This is a genomic window from Parvibaculum indicum, assembly GCF_011762095.1.
GTDB classification, from domain to species: Bacteria; Pseudomonadota; Alphaproteobacteria; order Parvibaculales; family Parvibaculaceae; genus Parvibaculum; species Parvibaculum indicum.
The window spans coordinates 188,587-214,634 of sequence record NZ_JAASQO010000001.1 but is presented as its reverse complement, the minus strand read 5'-3'; the positions used below and the strand labels follow the sequence as shown (position 1 = coordinate 214,634).

At 64.3% G+C, this 26,048-nt stretch carries 26 protein-coding genes and 1 tRNA gene; 18 read left to right on the top strand and 9 right to left on the bottom strand.

Annotation, left to right across the window (positions count from 1 at the left end; all coding sequences use genetic code 11):
- Positions 1 to 10: 10 nt before the first annotated feature.
- Complete coding sequence (locus FHS78_RS01050) at positions 11 to 496, bottom strand: outer membrane protein assembly factor BamE (RefSeq protein ID WP_167089393.1); 486 nt, start codon at positions 494 to 496, stop codon at positions 11 to 13.
- Between the two features lie 122 nt (positions 497 to 618).
- Between FHS78_RS01050 and FHS78_RS01045 the strand changes: the two genes are divergently transcribed.
- The 7 genes from FHS78_RS01045 to FHS78_RS01015 all read left to right on the top strand — a co-directional run bounded on the left by FHS78_RS01045 (position 619) and on the right by FHS78_RS01015 (position 5,234).
- Positions 619 to 1,224, top strand: coding sequence for a ubiquinol-cytochrome C chaperone family protein (locus tag FHS78_RS01045; RefSeq protein WP_167089390.1), 606 nt, complete (start codon positions 619 to 621; stop codon positions 1,222 to 1,224).
- Positions 1,208 to 1,828 (top strand): YceD family protein, encoded by a 621-nt coding sequence (locus FHS78_RS01040; protein WP_167089388.1) that lies wholly within the window; start codon positions 1,208 to 1,210, stop codon positions 1,826 to 1,828. Before FHS78_RS01045 ends, FHS78_RS01040 begins: the two co-directional genes overlap by 17 nt.
- Positions 1,829 to 2,005: 177 nt before the next feature.
- On the top strand, positions 2,006 to 3,094 hold the full coding sequence (gene plsX / locus FHS78_RS01035) for a phosphate acyltransferase PlsX (RefSeq protein ID WP_167089386.1): 1,089 nt from the start codon (positions 2,006 to 2,008) through the stop codon (positions 3,092 to 3,094).
- Complete coding sequence (locus FHS78_RS01030) at positions 3,091 to 4,068, top strand: beta-ketoacyl-ACP synthase 3 (protein WP_167089384.1); 978 nt, start codon at positions 3,091 to 3,093, stop codon at positions 4,066 to 4,068. Before plsX ends, FHS78_RS01030 begins: the two co-directional genes overlap by 4 nt.
- A 125-nt stretch (positions 4,069 to 4,193) precedes the next feature.
- A complete protein-coding gene (locus tag FHS78_RS01025) occupies positions 4,194 to 4,511 on the top strand; it encodes an integration host factor subunit alpha (RefSeq protein ID WP_167089382.1) in 318 nt (105 codons plus the stop codon).
- An 86-nt stretch (positions 4,512 to 4,597) separates the two neighbouring features.
- Complete coding sequence (locus FHS78_RS01020; protein WP_343041912.1) at positions 4,598 to 5,086, top strand: MerR family transcriptional regulator; 489 nt, start codon at positions 4,598 to 4,600, stop codon at positions 5,084 to 5,086.
- Positions 5,087 to 5,157: 71 nt separating this feature from the next.
- Positions 5,158 to 5,234: transfer RNA gene (locus tag FHS78_RS01015), tRNA-Pro, on the top strand.
- 258 nt (positions 5,235 to 5,492) lie between these two features.
- On the opposite strand, the gene FHS78_RS01010 is transcribed toward FHS78_RS01015, so the two are convergent.
- Positions 5,493 to 5,711: a DUF2842 domain-containing protein gene (locus tag FHS78_RS01010; RefSeq protein ID WP_167089378.1), complete on the bottom strand. Its 219-nt coding sequence runs from the start codon at positions 5,709 to 5,711 to the stop codon at positions 5,493 to 5,495.
- 198 nt (positions 5,712 to 5,909) lie between these two features.
- Between FHS78_RS01010 and FHS78_RS01005 the strand changes: the two genes are divergently transcribed.
- Positions 5,910 to 7,013 (top strand): COX15/CtaA family protein, encoded by a 1,104-nt coding sequence (locus FHS78_RS01005; RefSeq protein ID WP_167089375.1) that lies wholly within the window; start codon positions 5,910 to 5,912, stop codon positions 7,011 to 7,013.
- Positions 7,014 to 7,130: 117 nt separating this feature from the next.
- Here FHS78_RS01005 and FHS78_RS01000 read toward each other — a convergent pair whose 3' ends face one another.
- The 4 genes from FHS78_RS01000 to FHS78_RS00985 form a co-directional block, all read right to left on the bottom strand.
- The gene (locus tag FHS78_RS01000; protein ID WP_167089373.1) at positions 7,131 to 8,402 is read right to left on the bottom strand and encodes an O-acetylhomoserine aminocarboxypropyltransferase; all 1,272 of its coding nucleotides are present in this window, start codon (positions 8,400 to 8,402) and stop codon (positions 7,131 to 7,133) included.
- 135 nt (positions 8,403 to 8,537) lie between these two features.
- Positions 8,538 to 8,951: a CoA-binding protein gene (locus tag FHS78_RS00995; protein WP_167089370.1), complete on the bottom strand. Its 414-nt coding sequence runs from the start codon at positions 8,949 to 8,951 to the stop codon at positions 8,538 to 8,540.
- A gap of 2 nt (positions 8,952 to 8,953) precedes the next feature.
- The gene (locus tag FHS78_RS00990) at positions 8,954 to 9,775 is read right to left on the bottom strand and encodes an enoyl-CoA hydratase (protein ID WP_167089367.1); all 822 of its coding nucleotides are present in this window, start codon (positions 9,773 to 9,775) and stop codon (positions 8,954 to 8,956) included.
- 306 nt (positions 9,776 to 10,081) lie between these two features.
- Entirely contained in the window at positions 10,082 to 10,636 is a 555-nt protein-coding gene (locus FHS78_RS00985) for a GNAT family N-acetyltransferase (RefSeq protein ID WP_167089364.1), read from the bottom strand.
- Between the two features lie 101 nt (positions 10,637 to 10,737).
- On the opposite strand from FHS78_RS00985, the gene FHS78_RS00980 reads away from it, so the two are divergent.
- The 4 genes from FHS78_RS00980 (at position 10,738) to rpsI (ending at position 14,015) form a co-directional block, all read left to right on the top strand.
- Positions 10,738 to 11,166 (top strand): PaaI family thioesterase, encoded by a 429-nt coding sequence (locus tag FHS78_RS00980; protein WP_167089942.1) that lies wholly within the window; start codon positions 10,738 to 10,740, stop codon positions 11,164 to 11,166.
- Between the two features lie 259 nt (positions 11,167 to 11,425).
- Entirely contained in the window at positions 11,426 to 12,835 is a 1,410-nt protein-coding gene (locus tag FHS78_RS00975) for an MFS transporter (protein ID WP_167089362.1), read from the top strand.
- 212 nt (positions 12,836 to 13,047) lie between these two features.
- Positions 13,048 to 13,512 carry a 50S ribosomal protein L13 gene (rplM, locus tag FHS78_RS00970; protein ID WP_167089360.1) on the top strand — a complete coding sequence of 155 codons (465 nt, stop codon included), beginning with the start codon at positions 13,048 to 13,050 and terminating at the stop codon, positions 13,510 to 13,512.
- Positions 13,512 to 14,015 carry a 30S ribosomal protein S9 gene (gene rpsI, locus FHS78_RS00965; protein WP_167089358.1) on the top strand — a complete coding sequence of 168 codons (504 nt, stop codon included), beginning with the start codon at positions 13,512 to 13,514 and terminating at the stop codon, positions 14,013 to 14,015. Before rplM ends, rpsI begins: the two co-directional genes overlap by 1 nt.
- Positions 14,016 to 14,196: 181 nt before the next feature.
- Here rpsI and FHS78_RS00960 read toward each other — a convergent pair whose 3' ends face one another.
- A complete protein-coding gene (locus tag FHS78_RS00960) occupies positions 14,197 to 15,510 on the bottom strand; it encodes an NtaA/DmoA family FMN-dependent monooxygenase (protein WP_167089356.1) in 1,314 nt (437 codons plus the stop codon).
- A 221-nt stretch (positions 15,511 to 15,731) separates the two neighbouring features.
- Here FHS78_RS00960 and FHS78_RS00955 point away from each other — a divergent pair, with 221 nt between their 5' ends.
- Together FHS78_RS00955 and argC are read left to right on the top strand one after the other, a co-directional pair.
- Entirely contained in the window at positions 15,732 to 16,403 is a 672-nt protein-coding gene (locus FHS78_RS00955; protein WP_167089354.1) for a TetR/AcrR family transcriptional regulator, read from the top strand.
- A gap of 82 nt (positions 16,404 to 16,485) precedes the next feature.
- A complete protein-coding gene (gene argC / locus FHS78_RS00950; RefSeq protein WP_167089352.1) occupies positions 16,486 to 17,439 on the top strand; it encodes an N-acetyl-gamma-glutamyl-phosphate reductase in 954 nt (317 codons plus the stop codon).
- Positions 17,440 to 17,743: 304 nt separating this feature from the next.
- Here the strand turns inward: argC and FHS78_RS00945 are convergent, their stop codons facing one another.
- A complete protein-coding gene (locus tag FHS78_RS00945; RefSeq protein ID WP_167089350.1) occupies positions 17,744 to 18,589 on the bottom strand; it encodes an EamA family transporter in 846 nt (281 codons plus the stop codon).
- Between the two features lie 260 nt (positions 18,590 to 18,849).
- Here FHS78_RS00945 and FHS78_RS00940 point away from each other — a divergent pair, with 260 nt between their 5' ends.
- The gene (locus FHS78_RS00940) at positions 18,850 to 19,677 is read left to right on the top strand and encodes a class I SAM-dependent methyltransferase (protein ID WP_167089348.1); all 828 of its coding nucleotides are present in this window, start codon (positions 18,850 to 18,852) and stop codon (positions 19,675 to 19,677) included.
- A gap of 186 nt (positions 19,678 to 19,863) precedes the next feature.
- Here FHS78_RS00940 and phaC read toward each other — a convergent pair whose 3' ends face one another.
- Positions 19,864 to 22,044, bottom strand: coding sequence for a class I poly(R)-hydroxyalkanoic acid synthase (gene phaC / locus FHS78_RS00935; protein WP_205305144.1), 2,181 nt, complete (start codon positions 22,042 to 22,044; stop codon positions 19,864 to 19,866).
- Between the two features lie 265 nt (positions 22,045 to 22,309).
- On the opposite strand from phaC, the gene FHS78_RS00930 reads away from it, so the two are divergent.
- The 3 genes from FHS78_RS00930 (at position 22,310) to FHS78_RS00920 (ending at position 26,000) form a co-directional block, all read left to right on the top strand.
- Positions 22,310 to 22,942 carry a hypothetical protein gene (locus tag FHS78_RS00930; protein WP_167089347.1) on the top strand — a complete coding sequence of 211 codons (633 nt, stop codon included), beginning with the start codon at positions 22,310 to 22,312 and terminating at the stop codon, positions 22,940 to 22,942.
- Positions 22,943 to 23,221: 279 nt separating this feature from the next.
- Complete coding sequence (locus FHS78_RS00925) at positions 23,222 to 24,481, top strand: LL-diaminopimelate aminotransferase (RefSeq protein WP_167089346.1); 1,260 nt, start codon at positions 23,222 to 23,224, stop codon at positions 24,479 to 24,481.
- 190 nt (positions 24,482 to 24,671) lie between these two features.
- On the top strand, positions 24,672 to 26,000 hold the full coding sequence (locus FHS78_RS00920; RefSeq protein WP_167089345.1) for a homoserine dehydrogenase: 1,329 nt from the start codon (positions 24,672 to 24,674) through the stop codon (positions 25,998 to 26,000).
- The last annotated feature ends 48 nt before the right edge of the window (positions 26,001 to 26,048 follow it).

Genomic DNA, 26,048 nt, shown 5'->3' with positions numbered 1-26,048 from the left:
CGCCGCGCGATCAGTTGCCGGGTTGCGGCTGGTTGGCGCCCGCATTGTTGTAGCGGCCGATATTGGAGAAGAGCTGTTCGAGAACCGTCATCTCCTTGCCGCGCGTCGGCGTCTTGCGGTCGGCGAAATTGATCACATTGCCGTCTTCCAGTCCGTAATAGGCGACATCATCCACGATGCCGGACTTGTCGAAATAGACGGCTGCGACCTTGCGGTCGACCTCTTCGGGCGCGTAAAAGGCGTAGGTTTCGAACGTGCTGGAGATGTAGTACCAGGCTTCGCCGCTGACGGTGGAAACGGTCGAGGGCGTGCCGAGGAGCCGTTTCACCTGTTCGCGGCTGTCGCCGGCATGGACCTGTTCCAGGTCTTTCGCGTCGAAGATGTAGCCGCGCTCTTCCACGACGGGGGAGCAGGCAACCGTCAGCGAGGCGCTGGTCGCGATCAGGGCTGCGGCCAGGACGGCCTTGAACTTACGGCGCGGGTGAGCGGACTTCATGGCGTGATTGCCTCCTCGACACATCTGCTTCATGCGTTGACCTACCCTTGTCGGCTACTAAATTCAATCGGCATGTCAGGCCGAGTTCGCGGTGCCCGGCGGGTCGGGCAGGAGATTACCGAATGATATGGAACAAATTGTTTCGCCGTCCCCAAAACGATGACGCCGCCTTCCGGCTCTACCGGGCGGTAAGCGAACAGGCGCGCCGCGCGGAATTCTATCGTCATGCGGGCGTTCCCGATACCGTGGAAAGCCGTTTCGAGATGGTCGCGCTCCACGCCTTTCTGGCCATGCACCGCCTGAAACAGGGCGGCGACGGCGCCAAGGCCCTCGGGCAGCGCTTTTTCGACGTGTTTTTCGACGATCTGGACCAGACCATGCGCGAAATGGGCGTGGGCGATCTCAGCGTCGGCAAGAAGGTCAAGAAGCTCGCATCCTCCTTTTACGGCCGGATTTCGGCCTATGAGGCGGGGCTGGCGGGCGATCGGGACGCCTTGCGCGAGGCGATTCGGCGCAATATCTACGGCGATGCGGCCGTCGATGCGGCGCAGCTTGCCCTGATGGCGGCCTATGCGGTCCGGGCCGCCTCGGCGCTGACGGCACAGCCCGAAGCCGGGCTTACCGGCGGCGAAATCCGCTTTCCCGCGCCGCCCGCCGCCGAAGACGTGGCCGCCACGCGCGCCGCTCTGGGCATCGGTGAGCCCGCGGCGCATGAAATCTCGGCCTGAGGAGCAGCTTTTGAGCGATCCCGTGAACGACAAGGGCAGGAAGCCGGAGTTTCGCCGTCTGGTCTCCGCCCATGAGGTGCCGCCCAAGGGCGTCTCCATCCCCTTCGAGGCCGATGAGGCCGAATGCGCGGCGCTGGCCCGCCGCTTCGCGATCCCCGGTATTTCGCGGCTTTCCGGCGTGGCGCGGCTGCGGCCCTGGCGCAAGACGGGTCTGACCCTGGAATGCGCCTATGAAGCCGCGCTGGCGCGCGAATGCGTCGTGACGCTGGAGCCGATGACGGAAGAGATTTCCGAGGAATTCACCCTGCATTACCTGCCCGACGAGCAGATCGAGCGGGATGCGCGCTTTTCGGGGGCCGAGGAGAAGGAAATTCTCATCGACCCGGAAGCGGTGGAGCCGCCCGAGCCGTTTCTGAACGGCGACAGGGTGGACTATGGCGAGGCGGTGGCCGAGCAGCTCTCGCTGGCCATGGAGCCTTATCCCCGCAAGCCCGGCGCGGCCTTCGAAGGGCCCGCCGAGGAAGCGCCGCCGGAAGAGGCCGACGCTGGGGAAGAGCGTGAAAATCCCTTCGCCATATTGGAAAAACTCAAGAAAAACGACTAGTCGCATACCATGGCGGTGCCGTACCGGCTCTGTTTGTTGGGTGTTGTATCGGGGTATGATGGCTGTATGTTCGGGGCGCGCGAGTCTGGTCGGCGGGACCCTTCCCGGTTCGATTCGCCCGTTTGACCCCGTTTGGCCTCGAAGCCGGGGCATTGAGCCGTATCAGGAGGGGCTGGAATGACGCGAGGACTTACGATTTCCGTGGACGGGATGGGCGGCGATTACGGTCCCGAAACCGTGATCGGCGGCATCGACATCGCGTCGGTCCGGCATCCCGATGTGCGCTTCCTCGTCTATGGCGACGAAGAGAAGCTGAACGCGGTGATGGAGCGCTTCCCGCGCGTCGCCTCGGTCAGCGAGGTTCATCACTGCGACGTCTCCATTTCCATGGACGACAAGCCGAGCCAGGCGCTCCGGCGCGGCCGCAAGGTCTCCAGCATGTGGCAGGCCATCGACGCGGTGAAGGAGGGGCAGGCGCAGGCCGTCGTCTCCGCCGGCAATACCGGCGCGCTGATGGCCATGTCCATGTTCATCCTGAAGACGCTGCCCCATGTGGAGCGCCCGGCCATTTCCGCGCTCTGGCCGACCACGCGCGGCGAGAGCGTGGTGCTGGATGTGGGCGCCACCATCGGCCCGGATGCGATGCAGCTCGTGCAGTTCGCGGCGATGGGCGAGGCCTATGCCCGCGTCATCTTCAATGTCGACAAGCCCACCGTCGGCCTTCTCAATATCGGCGAGGAGGAAGTGAAGGGTACCGAGCAGGTGAAGGCCGCCGCGCAGATGCTGCGCGAGAGCGCGCTTCCCATCGTCTTCAAGGGCTTCGTCGAGGGCGACGATCTGGGCAAGGGCACGGTCGATGTCGTGGTGACAGACGGTTTCACCGGCAATATCGCCCTCAAGACGGCGGAAGGCACGGCGCGGCAGATTTCCGAATATTTGCGCGCGGCCATCTCGCGGTCGCTGCTGGCGAAGATCGGCTATTTCTTTGCGCAGGGCGCGTTCAAGGCGCTCTCCACACGGCTCGATCCGCGCGCCAATAATGGCGGTCTCTTTCTCGGCCTGAACGGGCTGGTGGTGAAGAGCCATGGCGGCACGGACGCGCTGGGCTTCGCCGCGGCCATCGACGTGGCCGTCGATGTGGCGGCGGCGGACCTGCTGAACAAGATCGTGACCGATCTCGGTCATCTGGACGGGCTGGAACAGCTCGCGAGCGGCCGCAATGGCGGTAAACAGGACACTCAAGAATCCGAGGCAGCTCTGCCGTGACATCAGTAAGAAGTATCGTGGCCGGTGCCGGCAGTTATCTGCCGGAACGGATCATGACGAATGACGATCTGGCAAAGGTCGTCGACACCACCGACGATTGGATCACCGAGCGGACCGGCATCAAGAGCCGGCATATCGCGGCGGAGGGGGAACTTACCTCCGACCTCGCGCTTCACGCGGCCCGGGCGGCGATCGCCGATGCGGGCATCGACGTCCAGGAGATCGACACGATCATCATGGCGACGACGACGCCGGACAACACCTTCCCGGCGACGGCGACCACGGTGCAGGCGGCCCTCGGGCTGGAGCACGGCGCGGCGTTCGACGTGCAGGCGGTCTGCTCCGGCTTCGTCTATGCGCTCACCATCGCCGATACCTTCATCCGCGCAGGCCAGTCGAAAACGGCGCTGGTCATCGGCGCGGAGACCTTTTCCCGGCTGCTGGACTGGACCGACCGCACGACCTGCGTGCTGTTCGGCGACGGGGCCGGCGCCATGATCGTCAAGGCGGGCGAGGGCGAGGGGACGAATGCCGACCGGGGCATCCTCACCGCGCATCTCCATTCCGACGGGCGGCTGAAGGAAAAGCTCTATGTCGATGGCGGCCCGTCCTCCACCGGCACGGTCGGTCATGTCCGGATGGAAGGCCGAGAGGTCTTCCGCCATGCGGTAGTGAATATCGCCGAGGCCATCACCGAGTCGCTCGAGGCGACGGGGCTCGGCGTGGACGATATCGACTGGTTCGTGCCGCATCAGGCCAACAAGCGTATCCTGGACAGCACGGCCAAGCGGATCGGCCTGCCGCCGGAAAAGGTGGTGATGACGGTGGCCGAGCACGGCAATACCTCCGCGGCGTCCGTGCCGCTCGCCTTCGACGCGGCGCTCCGGGACGGTCGAATCAAGCGGGGCGATCTCGTTCTGCTCGAAGCGATGGGCGGTGGGTTCACCTGGGGATCGCTTATGCTGCGCTATTGAACCGGCGCAGGACATAATCGCGGCCATCCATGAAACGGGCGATTAGAAAAATCGGCCAATTCATTGATATTGACGGGTTTCTGGGCTAGCCCTACGCTTGGAAACGAAATGACAGAGGTGCGGCGATGGGGGATACGATCACGCGCGCTCATCTGAGCGAAGCGGTTTATCAGGAAGTCGGCTTGTCGCGGAACGAGTCGGCGGATCTGGTCGAGCGGGTATTGCAGGAAATTTCGGACTGTCTGGCCGGCGGCGACACGGTGAAGCTGTCGTCCTTCGGGTCGTTTTCCGTCCGGCAGAAGGGCGGCCGTATGGGCCGTAACCCGAAAACGGGCGAGGAAGTGCCGATCAAACCCCGGCGCGTTCTCGTGTTCCGTCCGAGCCATGTCCTGAAGGAGCGCATCAACGATGCGTTGAGCAGCAAGGCCGCGGCGGCGGATTGAGGCTCGCAAGTGCCGGCGCTCCCGCCGGCTTCGCGTAGAATATGGTAAAATCTGTGGTCGGAAACCGGATTGAGGACGGTCGGCAAGTGCCTCATTCTACTGCACAAAAATCGCCTGAAGCCTTTCGGACAATCAGCGAAGTCGCTGCCGAACTCGATGTGCCGCAGCATGTGCTGCGTTTCTGGGAAAGCAAGTTCAGTCATATCCGTCCGCTGAAGCGCGGCGGCGGGCGGCGCTACTACCGCCCCGAAGACGTGGACCTTCTGCGCGGCGTGCGCACGCTTCTCTACAATGACGGCTACACCATCAAGGGCGTGCAGAAGGTCTTTCGCGAGCAGGGCGCGAAATTCGTTTCAGAGACGGGCCGGGGCACGGCCGACGCCTCGCTCGCAGAGCTTGCTCGCGAGGCGGTACAGCGATCCGACCATGACGGAGACGAGGAAGACGTCCAGGCCGCGGGCGATTCCATCGGCACCTCCGGACGCCGCCGGCTCTTGCGAATCCTCGACGATCTGGTCTCCCTGAAGGAAGAGATCGACGAGACGCTCTGGGAAGAGGAAGAAGACGAAAATTAAGGGCGGATGCACCGTTTTCTGCGGTTGCCGAGCCGAAAGGGCGCGTCTATAGTCCGCGCCTTCACAGCCGACGGAGCGTAGCGCAGCCCGGTAGCGCACTTGTCTGGGGGACAAGGGGTCGTGGGTTCGAATCCCGCCGCTCCGACCATTCTGTGAAGATGAAGGGCCGCCCGGTATTTCGCCGGAGCGGCCCTTTTCTTTTGCGCGAAGCTGGGGCACATTGCGGCCCAATCGGCGCCGGGACCCGAGCATTCGACCGGGCGCTTCGTTCAGCTTTCCATCCGCCGGAGTTTATCGATGGCCAATATCCTTCCCATCGTCCTGTTTTTCGTCGCGATCCTGTTCTTCAACTATCTGAAGACCGGCCGGCTGATGTAATCGCCGGCTGATGCGATCGGATGTCGGCCTATTCCTCTTCGGGGTCGGGCCGGACCATCCAGACGATCAGATATTTCATCGGAAACGCCCAGATGACGCCCGCCGTCAGGTAGTAGACGAATTCGATGAAGCCGTTTTCCGGCAGGTGGCTGACCGCGATGGTCATCACCAGAAAAGCGTAAAGCGTCAGGAAGACCAGAAGCACGATGGTGCCGATCAGCTTCCTTGTGCGGATATTGAGGCGCATGTCCGTCTCCATTGGGAATGCCACCTGATAGGACATTCTCGCCCGCGGGGCAAAGCCCGGATCGCGAAAAGAGACGAGCAAAGGCCCCCGCGCCGCGCGCCTCGACCCCGCCTTCATGACCGAAATTTCAGGCCCGAAAGAGCCGGTGCGACCTTTCACGGGCTAGGCTTTTCGCGGCGGGCGCGCTAAATCAGCGGCATGACCGTACAGAGCATCGACACCGCATCCTCGTCCCATCTGGGCGCCAAGCCCGAGGCCAACCGCCGGATCGCCGTCTGGCTCTTCGGCGTGGCCGCGCTCATCTTCGTGATGGTGGTCGTCGGCGGGCTGACCCGGCTCACCGAGTCGGGGCTCTCCATCACCGAATGGAAGCCGGTGACGGGCGCGCTCCCGCCGCTGAGCCAGACCGACTGGCAGCGCGAATTCGATCTCTACAAGCAGATCCCCCAATATGCCGCGCTCAACAAGGGCATGTCGCTGTCGGAATTCAAGCAGATCTATTGGTGGGAATGGGCCCATCGGCTGCTCGGTCGCCTCATCGGCTTTGCCTTCCTTATTCCGTTCCTCTGGTTCGTCGCCACGAAAAAGGTCGAGCGCGCCCTGGTGCCGAGGCTCGCCATTCTGTTCGTGCTGGGCGGCCTGCAGGGCGCGCTCGGCTGGTGGATGGTGAAGAGCGGCCTCGTGCATCGCACCGAGGTGAGCCAATACCGTCTCGCCGCGCATCTGACGCTGGCGCTCATCCTCTTCGCCTACATATTCTGGACGGGGCTCAGCCTGTGGCGCAGCAGCCGCGAGGCGGTGTCCCGCGCGCCGGAGGCGGGGCAAGGGCTGTCCACCGCCGCGCGCTGGCTGATCGCGGCATTCTTCTTTCAGATCGTGCTGGGCGCTTTCGTGGCGGGCACGCGGGCGGGCTTCATCCACAACACATGGCCGCTCATTCAGGGCGCCTTCTTCGCGCCCGAGGGGCTTTTCCATCTTCAGCCCTGGTGGTCCAACTTCTTCGAGAACCTGCTCACCGTGCAGTATCAGCACCGCATGGTCGCCTATGCGCTGGTGATCCTCACCGGCTGGCACTGGTGGCGCGTCCGCGCCAGCGGCGTGCGCGAGGCCATGCTGTCGGCCAACTGCCTGCTGGCCGCCCTGCTGGGGCAGGCGGCGCTCGGCATCGCGACGCTGGTCATGGTGGTGCCGATCCCCATGGGCGCGGCGCATCAGGGCGGCGCCGTCATCCTGCTCGCCGCCGCCGTCTGGCACGCCCACCGGCTGACGCCCTCGGCAAGGCTGGGCGTGGCGACAGGCTGAACAATATTCCGCAGTGTCATCCCGGGACTTGTTCCCGGGATCCAATCGCGGTGCCCAGGCTTTCCGAGAGGTGAGTGGGTCCCGGCAATAAATGCCGGGACGACACCCTTTGTTTGATCAGGCCAGCGCCTGCTCCAGGTCGGCGATGATGTCTTTCGCATCCTCGATGCCGACCGAAAGCCGCACTACGTCGGGCCCCGCGCCCGCCGCCTTTTGCTGATCTTCCGACAACTGACGATGCGTGGTCGAGGCCGGGTGGATGATGAGGCTGCGCGTGTCGCCGACATTGGCGAGATGGCTCAGCAGTTTCACCGAATTCACCAGCTTCACGCCTGCGTCGTATCCGCCTTCGACGCCGAAGGTGAAGACCGCGCCCGCGCCCTTGGGCGAGTATTTCTTCATCAATGCGTGATGCGGGTCGTCGGGCAGGCCCGCATAGGAGACCCAGCTCACCTTGGGGTGGTTCTTCAGGAAGGTCGCCACTTCCAGCGCATTGTCGCAATGGCGCTGCATCCGGAGCGGCAGCGTTTCGATGCCGGTCAGGATCATGAAGGCATTGAAGGGCGAGATGGCGGGGCCGAGATCGCGCAGGCCCAGCACGCGGCAGGCGATGGCGAAGGCGATATTGCCGAAGGTCTCATGCAGCTTCATGCCGTGATAGCTCTCGCACGGTTCGGAGAGCGTCGGGTATTTGCCGTCCTTCGACCAGTCGAAGCCGCCGCCGTCCACGATCACGCCGCCCATGGAGTTGCCGTGCCCGCCGAGGAACTTCGTCATGGAATGCACGACGATGTCCGCGCCATGCGCCAGCGGGTTGCACAGATAGGGCGAGGCCAGCGTGTTGTCGACGACGAGCGGAATGCCGGCATTATGCGCAATGTCGGCAATCGCCTTGATGTCCGTCACCACGCCGCCGGGATTGGCGAGGCTTTCGATGAAGACGGCCTTGGTCTTCTTGCCGATGGCGGCCTTCACATTTTCCGGGTCGGACACGTCCACCCAGTCGACTTCCCAGCCGAACTTCTTGAAGGCATGGCCGAACTGGTTGATGGAGCCGCCATAGAGCTGCTTGGCCGCCACGAAATGATCGCCCGGCTCCAGCATGGTGTGGAAGACGAGGAGCTGCGCCGCGTGACCGGACGCCACGCCCAGTGCCGCCGTGCCGCCTTCCAGCGCTGCCACGCGCTCTTCCAGCACCGCCGTCGTCGGGTTGGTGATGCGCGTATAGATGTTGCCGAAGGCCTGCAGTCCGAACAGGTTCGCCGCGTGGTCGACATCCTCGAACGCAAACGAGGTCGTCTGGTAGATCGGCGTCGCGCGCGCGCCCGTGGTCGGGTCCGGCTGCGCACCGGCGTGAATGGCAAGCGTGTTGAAAGCCTGGTCGCTCATTTTCCTGTCCTGTCTTGGCTGGTCTTGTCTTCTTCTTGGGCTGTCATCCCGGCCTTGTGCCGGGATCCAGGGGCAACGGACTCTGTGCTCGAAGCCCTGGACCCCGGGACAAGCCCCGGGGTGACATATGTGGGGTCACAACCCCAATTTCGGAATCTCTATCTTCGGGCAGTGGTCCATCACCACGTCGAGGCCCGCGGCCTCGGCGCGCTTGGCCGCATCCTCGTTTACCACGCCGAGCTGCATCCAGACGGCGCTGGCGCCAATGGCGATCGCTTCGTCGGTGACGCCGCCCGCCGCTTCGGAATTGCGGAAGATATCCACCATGTCCACGGGTTCCTTGATGTCGGCCAGCGACCCGGCGACCGTCTCGCCGTTGATCTCCTGACCGGCAAGGCCGGGGTTCACCGGGATCACGCGATAGCCCTTCGACTGCAGGAAGGCCATCACCTTGTTGCTGTCGCGCTCGGGCTTGTTGCTCGCGCCCACCAGCGCAATCACTTTCGCGTTGCGCAGGATCTTCTCGATGGTTTCGGGTTCGCTTGCCATGTCTAACGATCTTCCCATTTCGGTTCGCGTTTTTCGATGAAGGCGCCGATACCTTCCTCCGCGTCGCGGGCGAGCATATTGCGCACCATCACCTCGCTTGCATAGTCGTAAGCATCGCCGACGCCCATTTCGAGCTGGTGATAGAAGGCCTCTTTGCCGATGGAGACAGTGAGGCCCGATTTCGACGCAATGATGTCGGCAAAGTGATGCACCGCCGCGTCGAGTTCGTCCGCCGTCACGACCTTGTTCACGAGCCCCATCTCGGCGGCGCGCGCGGCGGGGATCATCTCGCCCGTCAGCAGCATTTCCATCGCATGTTTGCGCGTCACATTCCGCGACAGGGCGACCATGGGCGTCGAACAGAAGAGCCCGATATTGACGCCGGGCGTGGCGAATTTCGCTTCCTCCGCCGCCACGGCGAGATCGCAGCTCGCGACGAGCTGGCAGCCCGCCGCCGTTGCGATCCCGTGCACGCGCGCGATCACCGGCTTGGGGCTGCGCATCACGCTCTGCATCAGCGTCGAGCATTGCTTCATCGTCTTCTCGAAAAAGGCGCGCCCCCGGTCTTCCGCCTGCCGGGCCTGGGTGAGTTCCTTGAGGTCGTGTCCGGCGCAAAAGCCCGGCCCGTTCGCCGCCAGCACCACGGCCTTCACCGTGCCGTCTTCGGCGATCCGGTGCAGTTCCGCCGTCAGCGCCTCCATCAGCGCGCCGGACAGGCTGTTCCGCTGTTTCGGGCGGTTCAGCGTCAGCGTGGCGACGCCGCCTTCATCCGCGCGCAGCAGGACAGGCTCGGCAGGGACCGATTGTTCGGCAGGCTGGCTCATGGCGCTCTCCCTTTTGTTTTGGAGCAGCATAGCGGGACGGGGAGGGGGTGTCAGGTGGTGTGGCTAGTCACAAAAAAGAGTGTCATCCCGGCGAAAGCCGGGACCTCCGGGATTCATTGAACCTTCCCCTCATCGTTACCTTCGTTCCTCACCCTGAGGAGCGGCGAAGCCGCGTCTCGAAGGGCGAGGCCCGGGTGGGCGCCATCCTTCGAGACGGGCCTAACGGCCCTCCTCAGGATGAGGTCTTTAATCGACGGAAGAGCGAGTGGGTCCCGGCTTTCGCCAGGATGACGGCACTGGTTTTGGCTATCGCCCGGGAGAAATCCGATAAAGCACATGCCGCCTCAGCGGATGACCCTCGGCCAGGTTCGGATGGTCGAAATCGCCGCCAGCATCCCGCGTCATGCCGATCCGCTCCATCACGGCTTGGGAGCGTAAATTGCCTTCCGCCGTGAAGGAGACGATTTCGGAGAGCCCCAGTTCGCCAAAGCCATAGGCGAGCGCCGCCCGGGCGGCCTCGCTCGCATAGCCCTTGCCCCAATGCGCGCGGGCCAGCCGCCAGCCGATTTCCACCGCGCTCGCGGGCGGGGCGGGCGTGAAGGGGGCCTCGAACGTCACGTTCTGGATGCCGGCAAAGCCGATGAAAGGCGCCTCGCCCGGCACCTCCAGCGCCCAGAAGCCGATCCCGTTTTCCTCGATCAGCGATTTGAGCCTTTCCGCCACCGCGTCGCTTTCCGCGCGGCTGAGCGTGGCGGGGAAATATTCCATCACCGCCGGGTCGGCGGACATGGCGGCGAAGGGCTCGAAATCCGCCTCGGTCCAGGGCCGGAGAATGAGGCGGTCCGTGGTCAGCGTCGTCATCGGGGCTCCTCCATCCGGTTGGGGCGGCATTTTTACCTCAGGCGCCGATGGGGTAAAAGCGGCCAACAAGAATTGAAACGAGGGAGGGCCCGGTGAGCGAGATGAAGCCGGTGATGAGCGTGGCGGAGCTGGAAGCGTTTCTGGACAAGGTGTTCCCCCAGATCCGCGAAGAGGGCGCGCGCAGCGAGATCGTGTCCATCGGCCCCGGCACGACGCGGCTGCATCTGCCGTTCCATGACCGCAATCTGAGGCCCGGCGGCACGCTCTCCGGGCCGTCGCTCATGGCGCTGGCGGATTATGCCATGTATGCCGTGGTGCTCGCTCATATCGGCCCGGTGGAACTCGCCGTCACGACGAACCTCAACATCAATTTCCTCAGGAAGCCCGATCCGGCGGACGTCTATGCCGATGCGCGGCTCTTGAAGCTCGGCCGCCGCCTCGCCGTGGGCGAGGTCTCCATCGAGCAGGAAGGCCAGGACGGCCCCGTCGCGCATGTGACCACGACCTATTCCATTCCGCCGAACCGGTGAGCGCCGGGCAGGACGGGGGAGGGATTTCGTTCTCCGGATCGTCATTGCGAGGAACCACGCGACGAAGCAATCCAGTCTCTGCCGTGCCGCACTGGATTGCTTCGCTGACGCTCGCAATGACGGAGTACAGGAACCCTTGTCCGGGGCGAATTGAGGGCGGGGCTCTCGCAAAGCGGCGGGAACAGGGCTATACCGTTACGTAAAGCCATTTCCATTGCGTCCGGCGGCCACGCCCGGCGGGCGCTTCAAGTGACCCTGCATGTTCAAGCCCTTCAAGGGAGTGCCGGAGGACGGCCTTCCCAATCCCCAGCGCTATTTCGCCATTGCCACGGTCGCCGCCGGCGTCACCATGGCCGTGCTCGACGGGGCGATCGTGAACATCGCGCTGCCCACCATTGCGCGCGATTTCAACGTCACGGCAGCGGATTCGGTCTGGGTGGTGAACGCCTATCAGTTCATCGTGCTGGTGTCGCTGCTGGCTTTTTCCTCGCTGGGCGACATTTACGGCTATCGCCATATCTACCGTTTCGGGCTCGCCGTTTTCGGTGTGGCCTCGCTGGTCTGCGCCTCGGTCGACAGCCTCTGGGCGCTGGTCGCCGCGCGCCTGTTGCAGGGGCTGGGCGCGGCGGCGATCATGAGCGTCAATACCGCGCTGGTGCGCTTCATCTATCCGCGCGCGCAGCTGGGGCGCGGCATCGCCATCAATGCGCAGGTGGTGGCCGTCGCCGCGGCGGCGGGGCCGACGCTGGCCGCCGCCATCCTCTCCTTCACCTCCTGGCACTGGCTTTTCCTCATCAATATTCCCTTCAGCCTGCTGGCGCTCTGGCTGTCGCGCTATCTGCCTCTTTCCCGGCAGGGGCGGCACCGCTTCGACCTGCCGAGCGCGGTTCTCAACGCGGCGACCTTCGCACTGCTCATCGTCGGCATCGAGCAGCTCGGCCATGGGGTGGAAAATCTCGTCGTGCCGCTGGCCGCCTTTGCCGGGGCGGGGCTGGCGGGCTTCCTTCTCGTCCGCCGTCAGCTCGGCCGCCACGCGCCGCTCTTCCCGGTCGATCTGCTGAAGCTGCCGATTTTCAGCCTGTCGGTCGCGGCCTCGGTGACGAGTTTTATCGCGCAGCTCATGATCTTCATTTCGCTGCCTTTCTATTTCCAGAACGTGCTGGGCTTTTCCGAGCTCGATACCGGCCTTCTGATGACGCCCTGGCCGGTGGCGCTGCTGCTTTGCGCGCAGATCGTGGGGCGGATGACGGACCGCGCCCATCCCGGCTATCTCGGCTCGGCGGGGCTCGTCGTGCTGCTGGCCTCCGTGCTGTCGCTGTGGCTGATGCCCGCCGATCCCGGCTATTTCGACATTATCTGGCGCATGTTCTTTGCCGGGCTCGGCTTTGCCTTCTTCCAGACGCCGAACAACCGCACCCTCATCAATGCCGCGCCGGCCGAGCGTACGGGCGGGGCGAGCGGCACGCTGGGCATGGCGCGTCTGCTCGGCCAGACCACGGGCGCGGCTTTCGCGGCGGTGATTTTCCGCATTTCGGGCGAGGGCGCGGCGCGCGAAGCGCTCATGGTGGCGGCGGTCTGCGTGGCGCTGGCGCTCGTTCTCAGCCTGTCGCGGCTGTCGCGCCGGGGCGGCCGGGGCAGGGATGCGGGCCGCGAGGTCGACGATTTTTGAGGTATTTAGATACCGCAAAGATAAGTTGCTGTTTTAAAGCCGTTTTTCTGGACCTCTGTCGGCGCTTTGCTGTTGACAGCGAGCGTTCCCTCCCGTAAATCCAGCGCCAATCGAGGCCGGAATCTCCTTTTTCCGGCCTCCTTTTCATTGTTCTCCATCCAAGGCTTGAGCGGGCTTTCAGGGCCGGCGACCAGCCGACAGGGAAAATTCGCATGAAGACCTATTCCGCGAAGCCCGCCGAGGTCGAGAAGAAGTGGATCGTGATCGACGCCGAAGGCGTCGTGGTGGGGCGTCTTGCCTCGTTCGTTGCGAACCGGCTGCGTGGCAAGCACAAGCCGACCTACACGCCCCATATCGATTGCGGCGACAATGTCATCATCGTGAACGCCGACAAGGTCGTGTTCTCGGGCCGGAAGTATGACGACAAGCGCTATTACCGTCACACGGGCTATCCGGGCGGTATCAAGGAGACCTCTCCCAAGCGCATCCTGGAAGGCGCGCATCCCGAGCGCGCGCTTGAACTCGCTGTCCAGCGCATGGTTCCGCGCGGTCCGCTTGGTCGCAAGCAGCTTTCCAATCTCCATGTTTATGGCGGTGCGGAGCATCCGCATGAGGCGCAGAAGCCGGAAACGGTCGATTTCGCTGCCCTGAACCGCAAGAACGCGAGGACTGCCTGATGTCCGACACACACAGCCTTGAAGACCTGAAGGACGCGATGGAAGGCACGCCTTCCGATGCGTCGGCGCCGGCCGCGGAAGAAACCGCCGCGCCCGCCGAGCCGAAGCTCGACAAGTTCGGCCGCGCCTATGCCACGGGCCGCCGCAAGGACGCGGTCGCCCGCGTCTGGCTGAAGCCCGGCTCCGGCAAGATCACGATCAACGGCAAGGAACTGGACCGCTATTTCGCGCGTCCGGTGCTGCGCATGATCCTGAAGCAGCCGATCGAGACCGCTCAGCGCGAAGACCAGTTCGACATCACCTGCACGGTGGTGGGCGGCGGTCTGTCCGGTCAGGCCGGTGCGCTGCGTCACGGTATTTCCCGCGCGCTGACCTATTACGAGCCGGCGCTCCGCCCGGCGCTGAAGGCCGAAGGCTTCCTCACCCGCGACCCGCGCGTCGTGGAACGCAAGAAGTACGGCAAGCGCAAGGCGCGCCGCAGCTTCCAGTTCTCGAAGCGCTAAGCGTTCCGAAGGACACGAAATCAGGGCGCCCCGGATTGCCGGGGCGCCCTTTTTTGTTTGTTCGGAATGCCGTCTCTATTTTGATGTCACCCCGGGCTTGTCCCGGGGCCCAGGGGCCGCAAGCACTGAGTCTGACGCCCTGGATCCCGGCACAAGGCCGGGATGACAATAATGGCAGGGCTCAAAACTCCCGCAGATTGTCCCGCAGCAGCTTGTGCTTGTACTCGGTGCGCATCAGGCCGCGCTTTTGCAGCGCGGGGACGAGGCCGTCGGTTACTTCCACCACATAGCGGCGGCTGACGCGCAGCGTCGGCGTCGTCACGAGAAAGCCGTCTCCGCCCACTTCCGCCATCGCCTCGCCCATGCGCTCGGCCACCTGGTCGGGCGTGCCGATCAGTTCCATGGACGACACCATGCCGCCGCCGCTGTCGGCGGCGAGTTCGCGCAAGGTTTTGCCGCTGCCCCATTGCTGGAACTTGTCGAGCGTGCCGGACTCGCCGTTCGTCTCCAGCTTTTCCGGCAGCGGCTTGTCGAGGTCGAATTGCGCGAAGTCGATTTCGGTGATGCCCGACATGGAAATCAGAATGTCGGTGACGAAATTGTCCGACATCATCACGCGCTCGTATTTCTCGCGCGCTTCCTTTTCCGTATCGGCCAGCGTCGGCGTGATGCAGAAAAGCACCTTGATATCGTCCGGATTACGGCCGAGCTTTTCGGCGCGCGCGCGAATGTCGTCGCGGAAGGCCTTCATGCCGTCGATGCCATTGGCGACCGAGATGATCGAATCCGCATGGGTCGCGGCGAAATCGCGGCCGCGCGGCGAGGCGCCGGCCTGCACGAAGACGGGCTTTCGCTGCGGCGAGGGCACGGTATTGAGCGGCCCGCGCACGCTGAAGAACTCGCCCTTGTGGTCGATGGTGCGGACCTTGGACGGATCGGCATAGATGCCGTTCTCGCGGTCCAGCACCACCGCGTCGGGGTCCCAGCTTTCGAAAAGCTTGTGCACGACTTCCATATATTCGTCGGCCATCGCATAGCGTTGCTCGCGCGGTGGAAGCACGTCCATGCTGAAATTCTGCGCGGCGAGGTCTTCCGCGCTCGTCACGATGTTCCAGCCGAAGCGGCCTTTGGTCAGGCTGTCGATGGTGGAAGAAAGCCGCGCCAGCATGAAGGGCGGGTAGGCCATGGTGGACATGGTGGCGATGACGCCGAGATGTTGCGTGGCCATGCCCATGGCGACGGCCAGCGGGGCGGGGTCGTGCTTGGGCGCGATCATCGCGGCCCTCAGCGCCAGGTCGCGGCTGCCGCCATAAATCTCCGGCACCATGAGCTTGTCCTCGATCATGATGTAGTCGAAGCAGGCCCGCTCCAGCATCTTCGCCATCTCGATATAGAACTCGCCGTCCCAGGGCATGCCGCCATTGCCGAAGGGCTCGCGCCATTCGTCCGGCGTGAAGTTCATGAACCAGGAGAGGTGAAAACGCTTGTCGGTCATTGCAGATCCTTGAAACTCTGCCGCCCGGGCGCGGCGCGCGCGCAGGCGGATACGAAACGAACGGGTGACGCCGCTATTAAGCGCTTGTTTAATAGTGGCTGGCAAGGATTTTGTTGTAGGCATGAAAGCCCCGATGCGCCGTAAGGAAATTTTGCAATGAGGGGCGGGTGTCACTAGCTTGTGCGCCGGCCCCTGAAGAGCCCGACGATCGGACACGGAAGATGAGCGGCAAACAGACGAGAAAACGGCTGGACCCGGCGGAGCGCAAGGAGCTGATCCTGGAAGGGGCGCTCAGGCTCTTTGCCGAGCGGCACTACACCACCGTCACGGTGCGCGATATCGCGCGCGGCTGCGGGATGAATGTCGCGCTCATCTATCACTATTTCGACGACAAGGATCATCTGGTCCGCTCCACGCTCGCCCATGCGATCGGCGGCTTTCTGGAGGCCTATTCGGCGCGCACCAAAGCGCCGGGCGACGATCCGCTCGGCGAGATCGGGGCCTGGCTCGACGCCAATGTCGAGATGGCGCCGACGCTTCTCAGGATGGTGAAGCTGATGGCGGATTATTCCGTCTCCGGCGACCGGCATGACGAGATCGGGCAGATGATCGGCGAATTCTATGCCCGCGAGCAGGCGGTGCTGGAAAAGGCGATCCGGCGCGGCATCCGGCAGGGCCATTTCCGCAAGGTGGATGTGAAGCGCACCGCAAGGCAGGTCAGCCTGACGCTGGACGGCATCTTCTATGCCTCCGCCTCCCGCGCGGACGACCGGATCGCGGCGGATATCGCGGATCTCGCCGATCTGCTGCGCCAGGTTCTGGGCGTGGAAGAGGGCGAGACGCCTGCGAAACCGCCGAAAAAGCCCCGCCGCAAGCCGGCGGCGGCGGGCTAGCCGGGCACATCGCCTTTCCGCGGTGTCTTGCGGTCTCTCCCCGTTCCATATATCCCCTCGCTCTCGGACAGGAGCTGGAAACATGGCGACCAGAATTTTCATCGACGGCGAAGTCGGCACGACGGGTCTTCAGATCAAGTCGCGGCTCGCCACGCGCACCGATCTCGACTTCATCTCGCTCGGCGAGGAGAAGCGCAAGGACGCCGCCGCCCGTCGCGAGGCGCTCAACGAGGCCGATGTGGTTGTTCTCTGCCTGCCGGACGATGCCGCGCGCGAAGCCGTCGCGCTCATCGACAATGACCGGACCCGGGTGATCGACGCCTCCACCGCGCATCGGGTGGCCGATGGCTGGACCTACGGTTTCCCGGAGATGACGCCCTCGCAGAAGCAGCAGATTTCCGGCGCGATGCGCGTCACCAATCCCGGCTGTTATCCGACCGGCATGATCGCGCTCGTCCGCCCGCTGGTGGATGCCGGGCTCGTGCCGTCGGGCTGGCCGCTTACCGTCAATGCCGTGTCGGGCTATTCCGGCGGCGGCAAGGGCATGATCGCGGAGTTCGAGGACGAAACCGCCTCCAACTTCACCAAAGACAATTACCGGACCTATGCGCTCACGCTGGCGCACAAGCATGTGCCGGAAATGCAGGCCTATGGCGGCCTTGCCCATCCGCCGCTTTTCGCGCCCGCCGTGGGCCGTTATGCGCAGGGCATGATTGTAGACGTACCGCTGCAGCTCTGGGCGCTCGACGGCGCGCCGACGCCCGATGCGCTGCGCGATGTGCTGGCGACGCATTTCGAGGGCCGGCAGTTCGTCAGCGTGGCGAGCGCGGCGGAAACCGACGCCATGAAGGGTCTCGACCCGGAAGGTCTCAACGGCACCAACCGGCTGAAGCTCTTCGTCTTCGGCAACGAGGCGACGCAGCAGGCCCGCCTCGTGGCGCTGCTCGACAATCTCGGCAAGGGCGCTTCCGGACAGGCCGTGCAGTGCCTCAACATCATGATCGGCGCGGAAGAGGGACTGGGCGTCGATCTCTAGGAAGAGCGGCACCACATCTGTGTCATCCCGGCGAAAGCCGGGACCCATTGGCGTCTCGGCAAATCGGAAAAGTTGATTGGGTCCCGGCAACAAGTGCCGGGACGACACCGGTTTTTTTGTTCCGCCTGACCCAAACAACAAATGTCATCCCGGGACTTGTTCCCGGGATCCATTGGCACTTCGGCAAACTGGAGAAGCGAGTGGGTCCCGGCCTTCGCCGGGATGACAGCCTTGTGCTGAAAACTTTCTCCGACCGAATTCCCCCTTCCTTCCCTATGGCAGGCCGGAACGGAGGTTGCCGGTCTCACACCCTCAGCAGCACGACCCCCGCCGCCACGACGCAGGCGGCGATGAGGGCGCGAGGGCCGAGGCCTTCCTTCAGCACCAGGCCTGAAATCAGCGCGGCGAAGACGACGCTGGTTTCGCGCAAGGCCGAGACGGGCCCCAGCGGGGCGGATTTCATCGCCCAGATCACGATCCCATAGGCGAGCATGGACATCGCCGCGCCGCCGATGCCCGCCAGCGCCACATTGCGCGAGGCGAACAGCTTTGCCGGTCCGCGCCGGTAAAGCGCGATGAGCGCGATGGGAAAGCCGTGCAGCAGGAAGAGCCAGACCGTATAGGCCTGCGGCGTCGCGGCGGTGCGTCCGCCCACGCCGTCGAGCACGGAATAGCTCGCAATGGCAAGCCCGGTGCCGAGCGCATAGGTGATGCCGCGCAGGTCGCGCGGCTCGGCGTCCCCGTCGGGCCGCCGCCGCCAGGCCAGGCTCACGATCCCTGCGATGATGAGGCCGATGGCCAGCATGGCGTGCGGGGCCAGCGTCTCGCCCATGGCAAGGCCCGCCATGGTCACGATAGCGGGGGCGAGCCCGCGCGCCAGCGGATAGACCTGCCCGAAATCGCCATGCTCATAGGCCCGTCTCAGCAGCAGCATATAAGCCGTGTGGATGCAGACGGCGGGTCCAAGGATTTGCAGGACCTCCCATGACGGCGGGTCCACGAAAAAGGCGAGCGGCAGCGCGATGACGCTGGTCGCGCCCGCGATCCAGGCCATCATCACCAGCCGGTCGCCGGTGGACTTCACCATGGCGTTCCAGCAGGCATGCAGCAGGGCGGCGAAAAGGACGAGGAAAGTGACGCTGGCGGACAATCGAAACTCCTGACGCCGCGGGATGGCAGCAGGGGGGACCCTAGCCCGAGCGGGCCGCGATTCGGAGCCTGCTTTTTGGGAAAACGCTTTGCGGAAACCTCATAAGGGTGTCATCCCGGCGAAAGCCGGGATCCACTCGCGACAGCCACTTGCCGAAAAGCCAATGGGTCCCGGCTTTCGCCGGGATGACGCATAATTTTATGGCGCAATCCGTCGAAACCACTCAATCTGGCCGGCTTTGCTTTTCAGGGGAGGATGGCATGCCAAGGCAGGACAAGGGCGGGCAGGGTGAGGATTGGCGCGAGCAGAACCGGGCGATGTGGGACGCGACGCTGCCGGGCCATCTCAAATCGCCGGTTTACGATGTCGAGGCCTTTCGCGCGGGCGCGCTCTCGCTGCAAAAACACGAGGTCGAAGATCTGGGCGATGTTCGAGGGAGATCGCTCGTCCATCTCCAGTGCCATTTCGGTCTCGACACGCTGTCCTGGGCGCGGCTCGGGGCGCAGGTCACGGGGCTCGACTTTTCGGGCGCGGCGATGGCGGCGGCGCGGGCGCTTGCGGCTGAAACCGGGCTCGAAGCGCGCTTCGTCACGGCGGATGTCTATGACGCGCCGTCAGCCCTCGGCGAGACCTACGACATCGTTTACACCGGCGTCGGCGCGCTGCCCTGGCTGCCGGATATGGACCGCTGGGCGCGCGTCGTGCGCGATCTCCTGAAGCCCGGCGGCGAGCTTTATCTCTTCGAGTTCCATCCGGTCGAATGGATGCTGGACGAGGCGGGCGACGGCACGCGGCTGCGCTATTCCTATTTCACGCCGCCCGAGGGCTTTCGCGAGGGCGGGGCCGTCACCTATGCGGGCGGGCATGAAAGCGAGTCCGATGCCTCCAGCGTGCAGTGGAACCATCCGCTGGGCGAGGTCGTCACCGCGCTCATCCACGCCGGGCTCACGATCATGGAACTGCGCGAACTCGACCGCAACATCCTCGAGAGTTGGGAGAGCATGGTGAAGACGGAAGACGGCCTCTACGCCATGCCGCCCGGCAAGCCGTCGCTCCCGTTCATGTATGTGCTGCGGGCGAAGTGCTAACAATGTCATCCCGGCGAAAGCCGGGACCCATTGGCCTTTCGGCAGGCGACTATTGCGAGTGGGTCCCGGCAACAAGTGCCGGGACGACATTCTTTCGTCATTGCGAGCGCAGCGAAGCAATCCAGAAGCGGCAACCTCAGCGCTGGATTGCTTCGTCGCTCTGCGCCTCGCAATGACGGCGACGCCTCAATCCTCCGACTTCACCGTCACGTAAGACCCCGGCGCTTCTTCGATCACGTCGAGCTTGCCGTCGCCCGGTGCGCGGGCGGGGATCATGTCGCCGGATTTCTCGTCGAGCCATTCCACCCAGTCCGGCCACCAGGAGCCGGGATGCTGTTCGGCGGTGTCGGCCCACACATAGGGCGACTCCGGGAACTCCTCATTGGTGAGATAATAATATTTGTTCGCCAGCGGCGGGTTGATGACGCCCGCGATATGGCCGGAGCCCGCCACGATGAAGCGCATCGGCCCGGAAAAGAGCTTCGTCGCCTTGTAGACGGAGTTGAAGGGCGAGATGTGGTCTTCGCGGCTCGACTGCAGATAAGTCGGTATGCTGATCTTCGTGAGATCGAGCTTCTCGCCGCCCAGCACCATTTCGCCCCTGGAGAGGCGGTTCTCCAGATAGCATTGCCGCATATAGAACACATGCATGGCGGCGGGCAGCCGCGTCGCATCGGCATTCCAGTAGAGAATGTCGAAGGGCATGGGTTCGCGGCCCAGCATGTAGTTGTTGACGACGTAGTTCCAGATCAGGTCGTTGGAGCGCAGCATGTTGAAGGTGTTGGCCATGGTCGACCCCTTCAGATAGCCGCCTTTCTGCTTCATCTCCTTTTCGATTTCGGAAATCTGGTCCTCGTCGATGAAGACCTGCAGATCGCCCGCTTCGGAAAAGTCCACCTGCGCGACGAGGAAGGTCGCCGACTTGATGCGCTTGTCGCCCTTGGCCGCCATATGGGCGAGCGAGGAGGCGAGCAGCGTGCCGCCGATGCAATAGCCGACCGTGTTGACTTCGTTTTCGCCGGTCGCCTGTTCCACCGCGTCGAGCGCGGCATAGACGCCTTCATACATGTAGTCCTCGAAGGTCTTCATGGCGAGGCGCGCATCCGGGTTCACCCAGCTTGCGACGAAGACGGTGTATCCGTTGTCGACGCAATATTTGATGAGCGATTTCTGCGGCGTCAGGTCGAGGATGTAATATTTGTTGATCCAGGGCGGGAAGATGAGCAGCGGCGTCCTGTGCACGGTTTCCGTCGTCGGCTCGTACTGGATGAGCTGCATCAGCTCGTTCTGGTAGACGACCTTGCCTGGCGTCAGCGCGATGTTCTTGCCGAGCTCGAAGGCCGACATATCCGTCTGCTGGATTTGCAGCTTGCCATGCCCCCGGTCCACATCCTCGAAAAGATGCTTCATGCCCTTGGCGAGGTTTTCGGCATTGGTGGCCAGCGTCGTGCGCAGGATTTCCGGATTGGTGATGGGGAAGTTCGACGGCGAGATCGCGTTGGAGAGCTGGCGCATATAGAAGTCGGCCTTCTGGCGCGTGTGCCGGTCCAGCCCGTCGGTCTGTTCCACCTGGTCGACGAGCCATTTCGCGGTCAGCAGATAGGCCTGCTTCATCACGTCGAAGACGAGGTTCTCCTGCCAGTCGGGGTCGCGGAAGCGCTTGTCCGAGCGGGCGGGCTCGGCCAGCGGCGCCACGGGTTCGCCCATCATCCGCCGCGTCATGGCGTTGGCGAGGTTGAAATAGCCTTCCCAGAGGGCGGCCTGCGCCTCGACCAGCTTGAAGGGGTCGCGCATATAGCCGGAGGCGACCTCCATCAGGGTTTCGCCCACGCGGCGAAGGTCGGAGAGGGCGCCGCCGAAATCGGAGGTCTCCTCGTTCTTCATCAGCAGGCGGGCGGCCTTCTGGCCATAGGTCGCGGCCTGAATGAGGTTGATGGCCATTTCGGCCATATCCGGCATCGGATAGTCCTGGAAGGAGCGATTGGCCGATTTCGGCTCGTCCTTGCCCGGAGCCGCCTTGCCCGACGCCGCCTTGTCCGCGCCGGGCTTGTCGCTGCCGGCCTTGCTCTGCCCGGATTTGGCTTCCGGCTTTACGGGCTGCTCCGCCTTCTTCGCGGCCTTCTTTTCCGGCCTGGCGGCGGCCTTCGCGGTAGATTTCTTGCCGGCCGCGGCCGCCTTCTTCTTCGGAGCGCTCTTTCCCGCATTGGCGGATTTGGCGCTTTTGGTGGTCTTGGCGGTGGACCTGGTGGCCGACGGGGCGGCGGTTTCGGCGGCCTGTTTCGCGGGCTCGTTCCCGGCAGGCGCGGTCTTGTCGGCTTTTTCGGAGGCAGTGGCGGATTTTGAGCTGCTCGACGCCGTATCGGTCATGTGTGTTCCGATCCCTCGTGTTCGGGGGGTGGATTTCAGGGACGCTCCCTTGCGTGGGGCTCTCGTCCATTGTGCGCCCGCCTGCGGGGCGTTCCGGTTTCGCCGGTTGGTGCTTTACTGTACATTCTCTGCCGCCTGCCGATTGAAGCGCAGAGTGCGTCCCGCGCCAAGGGGTGAGGCGGCGAGAAATCGGCATATTCGATAGATGTTGCAGGAATTTGGCAGCGGGCGGGGCGGTCCGTTGCGGCAAGTCAGGGAGAAGACAATGAAGATCGGCAAAGTGGCAGGGCGTTCAATCGGCGGCGAGGGGCGGATGGCCGCCAGGCATACCGCCATTACCCGCGCGGGCGCCGCGATTCTTCTTGCTGCCACGCTGGCGGGTTGCGGCATCTTCGGCGGCGACGAGCCGCCCGCGCCCGCGACCTCCAATGAAAACTATCCCGATCTGAAGGACGTGCCGGGCCAGGCCCCGGTCACCACCTCGCTCGATGAGCGCGAGGACATCGCCGAGGGCCTCGTTTCCGACCGCAAGAACGCGATGCATTCCGACCAGGCGCTGCGGGGCGGGACCGAGCCGCCCGCGCCCGCGCCGGAGGCGGTGAAGCCGAGCCCGGTGCCCGAGCTGAAGGACGTGCCGGAAAGCTCCATGGAAGATATGGAAAAGCAGTCCGAATATGACGCCAAGGGCGCCATTCCGATGCCCGGGCGGGGCGGTCACGACAGCTTCGCCGCACTTCAGAAGCCGTCGGACGGCGCGGACGAGGACGCGGTTGCCGCGGCAGAAGCCGCGTCGGCCCCCACCGGCGAGGACGAGAACATCGCCGCCGCGCCCACCGGCGACGTGGACGTGGCGCCCGCCGGCCAGCAGGTCAGCCGGACCGCCGAGGTGGCCCGCTAAGTCCGGGCGGCGGCGTCCGGGCCGGCCGGGGCGGACGTTCCGGCCCCGATCCCGGCGCTTTCCCGTCATAATCCACCCGCAATTCGGGTGGATTTATCCCATGTGCCGCGCTGTGAATTTGCATGGTCGCGGCGGCAAGTTGAAGCTATAAGAAGCGCCCTGAACCCAAGCCTTTCCGCGCGTCCGAACGTCACGAGTCGCACCCTCGCGGGCCGGGCTGGAGGGATTTGAACCGGCAGCCGGCGCGCAAACCCGCCCCCGGCGCCACTGGATTGAGCCATGAGCGAAGAATTTCACCGTATCAAACGTCTGCCGCCCTACGTCTTTGAAGTGGTCAACAAGCTCAAGGCCGAGGCGAGGGCACAGGGGCGTGACATCATCGATTTCGGCATGGGCAATCCGGACATGCCGACGCCGCCCCATATCGTGGAAAAGCTGGTGGAGACGGTGCGCGACCCGCGCACCCACCGCTATTCCTCCTCGCGCGGCATTCCGGGGCTGCGCCGGGCCCAGGCCGCCTATTACAAGCGCCGTTTCGGTGTGACGCTCGATCCGGAAAGCCAGATCATCGCCACGCTCGGCTCCAAGGAGGGGCTGGCGAACCTCGCCCAGGCCATCACCGCGCCGGGCGACGTGATCCTGGTGCCGAACCCCAGCTACCCGATCCATGCCTTCGGCTTCATCATTTCGGGGGCCGTCATCCGCAACATTCCGATGGATGTCGAGGGCGATTTTTTCGCCAGCGCGGAGCGCGCCGTGCGCCATTCGGTGCCCAAGCCCATCGCGCTCGTCATCAACTACCCGTCGAACCCGACGGCGCAGGTCGCCAGCCTCGACTTCTACAAGGAAGTCGTCGCCTTCTGCGCGCGCCACGACATGTATCTGATTTCCGATCTCGCCTATGCCGAGATCTATTTCGACGATGCGACCCCGCCGCCATCCGTCCTGGAGGTGCCGGGCGCGATGGAGCGCACGGTGGAGTTCACTTCGCTCTCCAAGACCTTCTCCATGCCGGGCTGGCGCATGGGTTTTGCCGTCGGCAATGAAAAGCTCATCGGCGCGCTTGGCCGCGTGAAGTCCTATCTGGACTATGGCGCGTTCACGCCGGTACAGGTCGCGGCCGCCGCCGCGCTCAACGGGCCGTGGGAATGCGTGGAGGAAATCCGCAAGACCTATGAGACGCGGCGCGACGTTCTGGTCGAGAGCATGTCGCGCGCGGGCTGGGACATTCCCGCGCCGCCCGCCACCATGTTCGCCTGGTCTCCCATTCCGGAGAAGTTCGCGCATCTGGGCTCGCTCGCCTTCACTACGCTGCTTCTTCAGCATGCGGATGTTGCCGTGGCGCCCGGTATCGGCTTCGGCGAGTATGGCGACGGCCATGTGCGCCTCGGCCTTGTCGAGAACGAGCAGCGCATCCGTCAGGCCGCGCGCAGCGTGAAGAAGTTCATGCAGAACGCCGACAGGATCCTGGCCGATTACGAGGCCGAAAGCGGCAAGGTCGTGGACCATCCCAGCGCCACGCGGGCGGGCCGGTCGTAGAGTTTGGAAATGGATCAGGCGTCATTGCGAGGCGCGAATGCGCCGAAGCAATCCATCCTTCGAGACGGGCCTGCGGCCCTCCTCGGGATGAGGGCCGACAACGACAAACCTCATGCTGAGGAGCGGCGAAGCCGCGTCTCGAAGCATGGCGGCAATAACAGAAGTAGAATGAAAGACTAAGCGAGGCGTTTTGAGCGAGGCATTGAGGATAGGGGTCGCAGGGCTCGGAACGGTTGGCGCGGGCGTGCTCAAGATACTGGCCGCCCAGGGCGACAGGCTAACCGCCGTGTGCGGGCGTTCGGTCGAGGTCGTGGCCGTCAGCGCGCGCGACCGCAACAGGGATCGCGGCGTGGACCTTTCGTCCATGCGCTGGGAAGACGATCCGATGGCGCTGGCCGCCGCCTCCGACATCGATCTCGTGGTCGAACTCATCGGCGGTTCGGAAGGCATCGCGAAAGACCTCACCGAGGCCGCGCTCAAATCCGGCAAGCATGTCGTCACGGCCAACAAGGCCATGGTCGCCCATCACGGCGTCGCGCTTGCGAAGCTGGCGGAGGCCAGCGGCGTCGCCCTCAATTACGAGGCGGCGGTGGCCGGCGGCATTCCCATCGTCAAGGCGATGCGCGAGGGGCTGGCGGCGAACGAGATCGCCTCCATCCACGCCATTCTCAACGGCACCTGCAACTACATCCTCACCGAGATGGAGGAAACCGGCCGCGACTTCGCCGACGTGCTGAAGGACGCGCAGGATCTCGGCTATGCCGAGGCCGATCCGAGCTTCGATGTCGGCGGTATCGACGCCGCGCACAAGCTGGCGATCCTCGCCACGCTCGCCTTCGGCACCGAACTCGATTTCGATACCGTCCATATCGAGGGGATCGAGACGATCAGCGCGACCGACATCCATTTCGCCGCCGAGTTCGGCTACAAGATCCGGCTGCTCGCCATTGCCGAGAAGATCGGCGACGGGCTGGTGCAGCGCGTGCATCCCGCGCTCGTGCCGGTCGGCACGCCGCTTGCCGCCGTCTCCGGCGTCTATAATGCGGTGGCGGTCGATGGCGACCGGATCGGCCATGCGGTGCTGGAAGGCCGCGGCGCGGGCGAGGGGCCCACGGCCTCCGCCGTTCTCTCCGATCTGATCGATATTGCGCGCGGTCTCGTCGTTTCGCCCTTTATGTTGCCGGTGGACCGGCTGAAGGCGAAAGCCCCGTCGGCCATGGCGCAACACAAGAGCGCCTATTATCTGCGTCTGCGCGCGGTGGACCGGGCGGGCAGCATGGCGGCGATCACAAAGGCGCTCGCGGAGGCCTCCGTGTCGATCGAACGCATTGTCCAGCGCGGTCCGAAGGGGGACAAGAAAGGGGGCGGCAGCGATGCCAGCGGTCGTCTTCCTGTCGTATTCGTCACGCATGAATGCGACGAGGCGACCATGGTGCGCGCCATGGATCTGCTGAAGGCCCATGAAGATGTGGCAGGCGAGCCGTTGATGATCCGCATCGAGGATGGCGAGCTTCGCTAGAAGAATAAAACAATTGGTCTGAACCTGATGCCCGGCGACCGGGCGAAC

Coding starts and splice junctions, on each gene's coding strand:
- phaC (WP_205305144.1), bottom strand. CDS start 22,044: ATGACCGATACGGCGTCGAGCAGCTCAAAATCCGCCACTGCCTCCGAA.
- FHS78_RS00990 (WP_167089367.1), bottom strand. CDS start 9,775: ATGAGCCAGCCTGCCGAACAATCGGTCCCTGCCGAGCCTGTCCTGCTG.
- rpsI (WP_167089358.1), top strand. CDS start 13,512: ATGTCCGACACACACAGCCTTGAAGACCTGAAGGACGCGATGGAAGGC.
- FHS78_RS00940 (WP_167089348.1), top strand. CDS start 18,850: ATGCCAAGGCAGGACAAGGGCGGGCAGGGTGAGGATTGGCGCGAGCAG.
- FHS78_RS01040 (WP_167089388.1), top strand. CDS start 1,208: ATGAAATCTCGGCCTGAGGAGCAGCTTTTGAGCGATCCCGTGAACGAC.
- FHS78_RS01010 (WP_167089378.1), bottom strand. CDS start 5,711: ATGCGCCTCAATATCCGCACAAGGAAGCTGATCGGCACCATCGTGCTT.
- FHS78_RS00985 (WP_167089364.1), bottom strand. CDS start 10,636: ATGACGACGCTGACCACGGACCGCCTCATTCTCCGGCCCTGGACCGAG.
- FHS78_RS01050 (WP_167089393.1), bottom strand. CDS start 496: ATGAAGTCCGCTCACCCGCGCCGTAAGTTCAAGGCCGTCCTGGCCGCA.
- FHS78_RS00975 (WP_167089362.1), top strand. CDS start 11,426: ATGTTCAAGCCCTTCAAGGGAGTGCCGGAGGACGGCCTTCCCAATCCC.
- FHS78_RS01000 (WP_167089373.1), bottom strand. CDS start 8,402: ATGAGCGACCAGGCTTTCAACACGCTTGCCATTCACGCCGGTGCGCAG.
- FHS78_RS00925 (WP_167089346.1), top strand. CDS start 23,222: ATGAGCGAAGAATTTCACCGTATCAAACGTCTGCCGCCCTACGTCTTT.
- FHS78_RS01005 (WP_167089375.1), top strand. CDS start 5,910: ATGACCGTACAGAGCATCGACACCGCATCCTCGTCCCATCTGGGCGCC.
- FHS78_RS00960 (WP_167089356.1), bottom strand. CDS start 15,510: ATGACCGACAAGCGTTTTCACCTCTCCTGGTTCATGAACTTCACGCCG.
- FHS78_RS01045 (WP_167089390.1), top strand. CDS start 619: ATGATATGGAACAAATTGTTTCGCCGTCCCCAAAACGATGACGCCGCC.
- FHS78_RS00955 (WP_167089354.1), top strand. CDS start 15,732: ATGAGCGGCAAACAGACGAGAAAACGGCTGGACCCGGCGGAGCGCAAG.
- FHS78_RS00980 (WP_167089942.1), top strand. CDS start 10,738: ATGAAGCCGGTGATGAGCGTGGCGGAGCTGGAAGCGTTTCTGGACAAG.
- FHS78_RS00995 (WP_167089370.1), bottom strand. CDS start 8,951: ATGGCAAGCGAACCCGAAACCATCGAGAAGATCCTGCGCAACGCGAAA.
- FHS78_RS01025 (WP_167089382.1), top strand. CDS start 4,194: ATGGGGGATACGATCACGCGCGCTCATCTGAGCGAAGCGGTTTATCAG.
- rplM (WP_167089360.1), top strand. CDS start 13,048: ATGAAGACCTATTCCGCGAAGCCCGCCGAGGTCGAGAAGAAGTGGATC.
- plsX (WP_167089386.1), top strand. CDS start 2,006: ATGACGCGAGGACTTACGATTTCCGTGGACGGGATGGGCGGCGATTAC.
- FHS78_RS00930 (WP_167089347.1), top strand. CDS start 22,310: ATGAAGATCGGCAAAGTGGCAGGGCGTTCAATCGGCGGCGAGGGGCGG.
- argC (WP_167089352.1), top strand. CDS start 16,486: ATGGCGACCAGAATTTTCATCGACGGCGAAGTCGGCACGACGGGTCTT.